9 protein-coding genes are annotated in these 9,655 nt (G+C 37.6%); all 9 read left to right on the top strand.

Annotated features, from left to right (window positions below):
• The coding region (locus RT445_RS21315; RefSeq protein WP_313471512.1) for a putative bifunctional diguanylate cyclase/phosphodiesterase at window positions 1–1,473 on the top strand (1,473 nt) is incomplete at its 5' end.
• A 3-nt stretch (window positions 1,474–1,476) separates the two neighbouring features.
• Entirely contained in the window at window positions 1,477–2,613 is a 1,137-nt protein-coding gene (locus RT445_RS21310; RefSeq protein ID WP_274796469.1) for a THUMP domain-containing class I SAM-dependent RNA methyltransferase, read from the top strand.
• A gap of 85 nt (window positions 2,614–2,698) precedes the next feature.
• On the top strand, window positions 2,699–4,606 hold the full coding sequence (locus tag RT445_RS21305) for an ATP-dependent DNA helicase (RefSeq protein WP_313471511.1): 1,908 nt from the start codon (window positions 2,699–2,701) through the stop codon (window positions 4,604–4,606).
• Between the two features lie 255 nt (window positions 4,607–4,861).
• Complete coding sequence (locus RT445_RS21300) at window positions 4,862–6,292, top strand: sensor histidine kinase (RefSeq protein ID WP_274796471.1); 1,431 nt, start codon at window positions 4,862–4,864, stop codon at window positions 6,290–6,292.
• Complete coding sequence (locus RT445_RS21295; protein WP_274796473.1) at window positions 6,285–6,863, top strand: ANTAR domain-containing response regulator; 579 nt, start codon at window positions 6,285–6,287, stop codon at window positions 6,861–6,863. Before RT445_RS21300 ends, RT445_RS21295 begins: the two co-directional genes overlap by 8 nt.
• 80 nt (window positions 6,864–6,943) lie before the next feature.
• On the top strand, window positions 6,944–8,188 hold the full coding sequence (gene eutH / locus RT445_RS21290; RefSeq protein ID WP_313471510.1) for an ethanolamine utilization protein EutH: 1,245 nt from the start codon (window positions 6,944–6,946) through the stop codon (window positions 8,186–8,188).
• 27 nt (window positions 8,189–8,215) lie between these two features.
• Window positions 8,216–8,557: a BMC domain-containing protein gene (locus RT445_RS21285; protein WP_274796475.1), complete on the top strand. Its 342-nt coding sequence runs from the start codon at window positions 8,216–8,218 to the stop codon at window positions 8,555–8,557.
• A gap of 10 nt (window positions 8,558–8,567) precedes the next feature.
• Window positions 8,568–9,068 (top strand): EutP/PduV family microcompartment system protein, encoded by a 501-nt coding sequence (locus RT445_RS21280; protein ID WP_274796476.1) that lies wholly within the window; start codon window positions 8,568–8,570, stop codon window positions 9,066–9,068.
• Window positions 9,069–9,085: 17 nt separating this feature from the next.
• Window positions 9,086–9,655 (top strand): ethanolamine ammonia-lyase reactivating factor EutA (locus RT445_RS21275; RefSeq protein ID WP_313471508.1); only part of this gene is annotated, 570 nt, incomplete at its 3' end.

Raw genomic sequence — 9,655 nt, 5'->3', positions numbered from 1 at the left:
ATTTGGCAAGGTGAGATATGGAATCGACGTAAAACAGGAGATGTATATCCTGAATGGTTAACGATTGTAAGTGTAACCAACGATGAGGGGAAGGTTACAAATTACTGTGGTATTTTCACAGATTTGTCTGAAAGAAAAATAGTAGAACATGAATTAGAAAAGCGTTTACTTACGGATTCATTAACAGATGTATCCAATCGTTTTGCCTATATTGAAAGAATGGATAATCTCTTAGAATCGACTTCTGCTATTTCTCATTCAGTGCAGCACGCGGTTTATTTTTTAGATTTGGATCGCTTCAAACAAATTAATGATACATTAGGCCATGCTGTAGGAGATTCAATTTTAATAGAAGTAGCAAATCGTTTAAAAAAATTACTGAAAAACAAAGATATTATTGCAAGATATGGTGGGGATGAATTTGTCATCACCTTAACCAATGTGAAAAATGTCAAAGAAGCAGCAAAATTTGCTGAGCAAATCATTAGTAGTATAGAACAACCGATGATGTTAAATGGGCAGGAAGTATTTATTTCTACAAGTGTTGGGATTAGTGTTTATCCAGTAGACGGAAAAAACACAGAAGAACTGATTAATTGTGCAGATCGAGCCATGACTTATTCAAAAAAACATGAATTGAATGGCTATTCCTTTTATTTTGATGAACTACAAACTGATGCAAAACGAGTTTTATTGCTTGATTCAGAGTTAAGAAGAGCCATAGAAAATCGCGAATTTGAGCTGTATTTTCAACCAAAAATTTCGGTGGAAAATGAGGGGATTCAAGGTTTAGAGGCACTGGTACGTTGGAATAGCGAAAGGCTTGGCTTTGTATCACCAGCGGAGTTTATACCTTATGCTGAGGATACGGGATTAATCATTCCGTTAAGTGAGGTTATTTTAGAAAAAGCATGTGAATCAGTTATTCAAATGCAACAACAAGGTTGGAAAACACCTGTAGCCATTAATATATCGAGCATTCACTTTAAACAGCAGAATTTTTTAGATTCAATACAAACAATATTAGAACGCTATAATATGCCAGCAAACAATTTTGAAATAGAAGTAACGGAACGAACAGTTATGAATAATGCAAATGAAACTGTCAGTAAGTTAGTGCGCTTGAAACAATTAGGCTTTAAAATCTCGATCGACGATTTTGGGACGGGCTATTCGTCTTTAAGCTATTTAGTTCGTTTTCCATTAGATTGTTTAAAAATTGATCGTAGCTTTATTCAACATATTGGATCACTTGATGAGAAACAGGCAGTTGTAGATGCGATTATTCAAATGTCACATCGATTAAAAATGAAAGTTGTTGCTGAAGGTGTTGAACAGGCACAACAAGTGGATATACTACGTAAAATGAACTGTGATATTATTCAAGGCTATTATTACAGCAAACCATTACCATTAAATGAGCTCATTGAGTTTATGGAGTATTGGGAAATTGAGCATCAAGGAAGGAAATAATCTATGGCAAACTATCAATTAGTAGCTACTTCAGCAATGGGCTTAGAGGCAATAGTTGCCCAAGAAGTGAAAGCACTCGGCTATGAAACAACTGTTGACAATGGCAAAGTATATTTTGAGGGCGACGAAACAGCTATTGCACGTACCAATTTATGGCTGCGTGTAGCGGATCGAGTAAAAATTGTTGTTGGACAATTCCCAGCAAAATCGTTTGAACAATTATTTGAAAGTGTAAAAGCATTACCATGGGAGAAGTATTTACCGGTGGATGCTGCTTTTCCGGTTTCAGGGAAGTCGGTTAAATCGAAATTATTTAGTGTGCCAGATTGCCAAGCGATTACAAAAAAAGCGATTGTCGAACGCATGAAACAGCACTATAAACGACTTGGCTTTTTAGATGAATCAGGGGCGACCTACAAAATTGAGGTTTCAATTTTAAAAGATGTGGCGACACTAACGATTGATACGTCTGGCGCAGGCTTGCATAAGCGTGGCTATCGTCAGGCTCAAGGTGAGGCACCGTTAAAAGAAACATTAGCTGCAGCACTTGTACAAATTTCGAAGTGGAATCCAAATCGTCCGTTTGTTGACCCATTCTGTGGCTCGGGTACCATTGCATTAGAAGCGGCAATGTTTGGACAAAATATAGCACCGGGATATAACCGTGAATTTATTTCAGAGGATTGGCCGTGGATGAAAGCTGCTATCTGGGATACGGTTCGTGATGAAGCAGAAAGCTTAGCGAATTATGATCAGCCACTAGAAATTATTGGTTCAGATATTGATCATCGCATGGTCAGCATTGCGCAAGAAAACGCGATGGAAGCAGGTTTTGGTGAGTTAATCGCGTTTAAGCAAATGCAAGCACGTGATTTTACAACACAATTAACGGATGGTGTCATGATTGGTAACCCACCATACGGAGAACGTATCGGTGATGTGGAAGTCGTAGAGCAAGTAATCCGTGATTTAGGAAAAGTGATGAAGAATTATCCAACTTGGTCTGTATATATGCTTTCCTCCATGAAAAATTTTGAAGAATTATATGGACGCCAAGCGACGAAGAAGCGTAAGTTATTTAATGGCTTTATAGAAACAAATTATTATCAATTCTGGGGTCAAAAGTCTAAAAGAGATTAACGAATAGTAACGGAAGATAAGTTGTTTTCTTATCTTCCGTTTCGTCGCGTATAATAGCACCAGAGAGTTAGAGGGGGAACATTAATTGCGTAAATCTTTACCATTTGCATTATCAAAGGACCGTTCATTTTTTGATTCATTAGGTGATTGGATGGGCGATGTCCTTTATGATGAATTACCTGAAAAAGGCTTTGAATGCCGTGATGAGCAAATTTTTATGGCTTATCAAATAGAACAAGCACTAAAAGAAAAAAATGTTCTCTTTGCAGAGGCAGGAGTGGGAACTGGCAAAACCATTGCTTATTTACTACCAGCCATTTCCTATGCGCGTTACACTGGGAAACCAGCGCTCATTGCTTGCGCAGATGAAACATTAATCGACCAGCTCGTAAAAGAGGGGGGCGATATTTATAAGCTTCAAAAAACATTAGGACTTGAAATTGATGTTCGCTTAGCAAAATCGCGAGATCAGTATGTATGCTTAAAACGTTTTGAAGAAACGGAAAAGGTAGTAACGGATGAATGGATTGATGATATTGCCTTTTCTATTCCAGATGGTGTGTATGCACAAGGCTCAATGATCGCTGTCCATCCGTATGGTGAGCGTAGTGATTATCCGACTGTTAGTGACGAGGATTGGCAAAAGGTCAATTATAATGCCATTATGCAATGTTCGGTTTGTGAGCTTCGTAATCGCTGTGGGCAAACATTACATCGCTCACATTATCGTAAATCAACAGATCTTGTTATCTGTTCACAGGATTTTTTAATGGAGCATTTGGCCACTAAGGAATCGCGTGAGCGTGAAGGCCAGCTAGCATTATTGCCAGAGGTATCGATGATTGTGTTGGATGAAGGACATCTATTGGAATATGCTGCTCAAAAAGCAATGACATACAAAGTACAGGCAACAACGATTGTTAAACTACTTGAGCGATTGATGGTAGATGGCGTACGTGAGCGTACACTGTACGCAATGGAAAAATTACAGGATGATCATGAGCTATTCTTTGATCAGCTTCGTGATGATATCGTTGCTTCAAATGAGGATCGTAAACGTATAAACAAATCAAAAACACTGCTTGCTTACGGGAAGCAGTTAATAAAAGATGTAGAAACGTTGATGGAAGAATTCGTCTTTGAATCAGAAATGTATATGATTCCCGAATATGAATTAAATATGGCAGAAGAATACTTAGAACAATATGAGGCTTCTTTGCGTATTTTCATAGCACAGGGCGATGCAGTAGATTGGTTAGAGGAGACAGATGGCGAAGAAACGCTTGTTATTATGCCTCGTTTAATTACAGAGGTTTTAGCTGAAAAATTATTCTCTAAAAAGCTTCCAATCGTCTTTTCTTCTGCAACCTTATCTGTTAATAAAGACTTTTCATATATTGCCTATAGTTTAGGAATTCGAGATTATCAATCATTTTCAGTACCTTCTCCATTCGACTATGAAGAAGTGATGAAAATCTATTTACATGAGCTTAGTCAAGGTGATAAAACAGCGCGAGTTCAGCAATTGCTACGTGATGGCGAGCAAACATTAATATTATTTAAATCCAAGCAAGCGATGCTAAACTTTAAAGCAGAATTACCACTAATGGAACGAATGTATGTGGCTTTCGAAGGAGATCGAGAGCTTTCAGCAATCGTCCGAGACTTCCAGCAGGGATCGGTTAAAACATTATGCTCATATCATTTATGGGAAGGCTTAGATTTACCAGAGGAAGCATTAACACGTGTTATTATTTATGATTTACCGTTTCCTCCACAAGATCCACTATTTGATGCGAAGCGCACATTTGCTGAAAACCCATTTGAAGAGGTGGAGCTACCTTTCATGCAATTACGCTTGCAGCAAGGGATGGGACGCTTAATTCGGACATCAAATGATCATGGAGACATCCACATTTTGCTGAATGAGGAAGAACAAAAACAGCGTGCAGCCTTTGAAAACATATTAGCTGTTGTCCCAGAAATAAAATAATGAAAAACGAGTTTGCCATAGAGGTAAGCTCGTTTTTTAATATATTGAAATAATATTTTTCTCGATGTTAAATAATTCAATTTTAAAAAACTGTTGAATATTTCTCTTTTAAGCTATATAGTTCTTTGTAATGCAACAATATCTGGTGAAAGAAAATATTTTTTTTATTGAAAATAATTTCACAAAAGGTTTATAATAATGACAAGAATTTTTAAGAATAATCAAATTGATTGTTGATTATTTCAGATAGGGGGCTTGAACCTGTCGAACATTCAATCATTATGTAGAAAATATACAAACCTTTCGGCAACGGATATTGACAAGTTAACAGAAATAGAGGCTACACTAAAGTATTATGCTGAGTTGACTGATTGTTATATGTTCATAGATTGCATGTTGGAAAATTTACCACATGCGATTGTTGTGGCAGAGGCTTTCCCGAACAAGGAAATTGGGTTATATGAGAAATCAGTTATCGGAAAATTCGTATTTGAAAGTTTTGAACCAGCCGTATTCGCTGCGTTTAAACATAAAGAAAAATCATCCATCTCAAGAGCAATTACGCAGGAAGGTGTTACGGTAGAGCAACATGTCATTCCTATTTTTAATGAGCAACAGCAAGTAATAGCAGTGTTGATTCAGGAAAAAATGGTGAAGATGCAAACGACACCGAAAGATGATTTTCAAAATATGCCTTTCGCATTAATTGAGCATATTGTAGAACCAAACTCTCAGCCAATACCAGTTGTGTCAGATTTACTTGTAGAATCGATCATTCTGACAAATCACGAGAACAAAGTGATTTACAGTAATCCTGCTGGCTACCATTTTATTTCTGAGCTATCAGGGTTAGAAAACTTTGACAATGTTGCATTAGATAAAATATTACCGTTTTTACAGGAAGTCTATGATAAAGGCGATGATGTCTTTTTCTTAGAAATTACGATTGATCGTAAATCCTTTATTGTGAAGAAAATTCCGATTCGTAGTCATAACGAGAAAGTGACGCTACTCATTATTCATGATCTAACAGAGCTTAAACTGAAAGAAAATGAGCTAATGATGAAAACATTTGCGATACGGGAAATTCACCATCGTGTGAAAAATAATCTTCAGACAGTAACGAGCCTTCTACGTTTGCAAATGCGCAATGATTTGTCGGCTGCGAATGCAAGTGCTTTTCAGGAGGCATTAAATCGAATATATAGTATTTCATCGGTTTATGAGCTTATTTTAGAAAACGAGGATAACGCTGAGGAAAGAGTAGACGTTATCGCATTAGCTAAAAAAATAGGTCATAAAATGATTGGCACGTCCAATACAGCGACTATTCAATTAGCCTTTCATCATGATAATTTGCAACTATTTTGCCATTCAAAAAAAGCAGTATCCCTTGCACTCATTATTTGCGAGCTACTGCAAAATGCATTAAAGTATGCTTTTATCGGACGTGATGAGGGAACCATCGATATTCTATTCATGCAGGAAGATTCAACGATTTCACTTCATATTTCTGACAACGGCGTTGGAATGCAAGAGGTGAAGGCATCTTTTGGTATGGAGATTATCACAAGGCTCGTCGAATATGATTTAGCTGGCTCATTTTCAATTATCCCTAGTGAAGAAGGTACACATACTCAAGTTCAGTTCCCTGTAAGTGAGGAGGTATTTATCGTAAATGACTAGGAAAGTTATGATTGTCGAAGATGAATCACTGATTGCGATTGATTTGAAGTTTATGTTAGAAGATAATGGCTATGAAGTAGTGGCGCAGGCGAACAATGGGGAAACAGCCATTGAATTAGCCTTTTTACATAAACCACAGTTAATCTTAATGGACATCAAAATGCCTAAACTAGATGGTTTAAAGGCAAGTAAAATTATTGAACAACAGCTTGGTATACCAGTTCTATTCATCTCGGCTTACAGTGAAAAAGAATTGTTGCTATACATGAAGCAGGATAATATATTAGGGTATGTAATGAAACCGTTTTCTGAAAAAAATGTGTTGCCTGTGTTAGAGGTTGCCTTTCATCAAATTGATAAGTTCAACCGTCTCAATGGGGAGATTTTACATAAGCAAACACAATTAGATAAGCGGAAAGTCATTGAACGAGCAAAGGGCTTGCTAATGCAGGCCGAAAATATAAGCGAGGACGAGGCTTACCGTAGGATTCGCAATGAAAGTATGCAAACCCAACAGGAAATGGTGCATATCGCCCAGCAAATTATTAATACTTTACAAGTCAATAGTTGAAGCAAAGGCGCTTTAAAGAGATTTCTTCTTTAAAGCGCCTTTTTTTCTATAAATTTATTAAAAAAGGGGTGATGAGTAAGATGGCAATGATAGGAACGATTATCGTTTATATTATTATGATTTGTGCTGTTTTAGGGGCAATCGGGGCAATCCGAGATGCTGAGTATGGAATTGGAAAAGAATTTATGAATGGTATCCATACCGTTGGACATATTTTTGTCCCAGCAGCAGGGATCATGGCAGCTATTCCTTACTTAACATGGTTTATTAGTCATTTTATTAGTCCGATTTTTGAGTTAATTGGTGCAGATCCTGCGATAGCAGCGACGACAATATTAGCTTCGGACATGGGTGGTTACCAATTAGCCAATGCATTAAAAGAGTCTTATGAAGGATGGGTCATGGCTCTAGTTGTTGGATTTATGTCTGGTGCTACTATCGTATTCTCTATTCCAATGGGGCTTGCAATGTTAGATAAGCGTGATCATAAGTATATGGCGCTAGGTATTATGGCCGGCGTATTAACGATTCCGATTGGTGCATTTATTTCTTCAATCATGATTGTGCTATTCAATACAGAAGTCCGTGAAGTCATTAGTACAACAGAGGCACCTACATATGTGTTTGCCATTTCTGTTTTACAAATATTAATTAACTTACTACCTTTATTTATTTTCGTTATTTTAATCGCACTTGGCTTAAAGCTTATTCCGAACGGTATGATTAAAGGATTTATGCTATTCGGACGTATGATGGATGCCGGGATTAAATTAGTATTAGTGTTCTCGATTGTTGAGATTTTTACAGGTATTTTTACAAAGATTTTTGGTGCGTGGGGCTTCGATCCAATCATGGCAGATGAGATCGATCAATTCCGAGCATTAGAGACAGCAGGTTATATCGGTATTATGCTAGCGGGTGCCTTCCCAATGGTGTATTTAATTCGAAAATATGCTTCCAAGCCACTTGAAGCGGCTGGTAAAAAATTAGGCTTATCCTCTGTAGGAAGTGCGGGGATTTTAGCAACGATTGCTAATATTTTGGCGATGTTTACACTGATTCGCCATATGCCACCAAAAGATAAAGTTATTAACATTGCATTTGGTGTGTGTTCTGCATTCCTATTAGGCGATCACTTATCATTTACAGCTAATTTCCAGCCTACTATTATCTTGCCTGTTATCGCTGGTAAGTTTTTAGCGGGTGTCATTGCCATTATTTTAGCTTATAAGCTTTCCGTACCAACTGCATTAAGGTTGGAAATTGAGGATCGCAAGGCTGGCATTATCAAAGAAGGCGAATATGTAACAGAGCAAAAATCTTAATTGATTAAAAAAGTGAGGTGATGACGTGTGAGTGAAGAAAAGAAACGATTTATTCAGGAGTTTGTGCCGGGTAAACAGCTAACATTGAGTCACCTTATTGCCAATCCTGATCCAGATATGTTTCAAAAGCTAGGAATCCAAGAAGCAGGTGCGCTGGGCATCATGACTTGTACTCCGAGTGAAACAGTGATTATTGCAGGGGATTTAGCGACAAAGGCTGCCAATGTCAAACTCGGATTTTTAGATCGTTTTACAGGTAGTCTCGTTATTGTGGGAAGTGTTTCTGAAGTGGAAATGGCGATGTTAGAAATTAATCGTTTTTTATCCGAGGTATTAGGGTACACCCCATCAAAAATAACGAAATCATAGGATGTGTCATATGAAAAATCGAGTAATGATAATAGGCGGTGTGCAAGCAGGAAAGTCAACATTGATGAATACTTTGTTAGGCAAGGAAAGTACGGCTAACAAAACACAGGCACTCGTTTATGATGACTGGATTGTTGATACACCAGGTGAATATGTTGAAAATCCCATGTATTACAGAAATATTATGGCAACGTCGCTGGAAGTAACTCATGTGATTTATTTGCAGGATGCTACATCAGCAAGAAGTGTGTTCCCTCCGCAATTTAGCTTAGGGATTCCAAAAATACAAATTGGTGTTATTACAAAGATTGATGCTCCTAATGCAGATGTAGAAAGGGCTACAGCTTTATTAAAAAATGTTATGACGCATGGGCCCATCGTGAAAACCTCTTCATGGCAAAAGCTCGGAATCGAGTTTATTGAACCATTGATTCAGCTGAAGACACATGAAGACATTCAACAATTTGTTAAGGATCGCGATAGTCCGTATCTCATGTATTGCTCACAGTAGCGAGAGGGAGGTGTAGGGTGAAAACTGAAAAAATATTTAGTGCAGGCATTGATATTGGGACAAGTACCACAAAAATGGTCGTCAGTAGTTTTTTGTTAAAAAATGTGGCTGGTGTGACACATGTGCCAAGGATTGAAATTATTGAGAAAACGGTATTGCATCAAAGTCCAATTATTAAAACACCTTTTATCAATAAAGACATCATTGATATGAAAAAGATTGAGGAATTTATTTTTCAGCAGTATCAATTGGCACAAATTGCGCCAACAGACATTTCAACGGGCGCCATTATTATAACAGGCGAATCCGCCACGAAAGAAAATGCAAGAGAGGTTGTCCATACCATTGCAGATGGCGCTGGTCATTTTTTAGTTGCTACCGCTGGTCCTGATTTAGAGGGCATCATCGCCGCCAAGGGGGCAGGTACTTTACAGCAATCAAAGAATTCATCCAAAGTAATAGCCAATATTGATATTGGTGGTGGGACAGCGAATATTGCTGTGATGCAGTTTGGGGAAGTCATTGGTACATGTACCTTACATGTTGGTGGTAGATTGATTGAATTTAAGGAAGGCAAGATTCAATCA

Source organism: Lysinibacillus sp. (genome assembly GCF_032093475.1).
Classification (GTDB): Bacteria; Bacillota; Bacilli; order Bacillales_A; family Planococcaceae; genus Lysinibacillus; species Lysinibacillus irui.
The sequence above is the reverse complement of the archived record's forward strand: the minus strand, read 5'-3'. Positions and strand labels throughout refer to the sequence as shown.

Excerpts from the sequence above, each read along its gene's own strand:
- RT445_RS21310 (WP_274796469.1), top strand. The coding sequence starts at position 1,477 with ATGGCAAACTATCAATTAGTAGCTACTTCAGCAATGGGCTTAGAGGCA.
- RT445_RS21295 (WP_274796473.1), top strand. The coding sequence starts at position 6,285 with ATGACTAGGAAAGTTATGATTGTCGAAGATGAATCACTGATTGCGATT.
- eutH (WP_313471510.1), top strand. The coding sequence starts at position 6,944 with ATGGCAATGATAGGAACGATTATCGTTTATATTATTATGATTTGTGCT.
- RT445_RS21280 (WP_274796476.1), top strand. The coding sequence starts at position 8,568 with ATGAAAAATCGAGTAATGATAATAGGCGGTGTGCAAGCAGGAAAGTCA.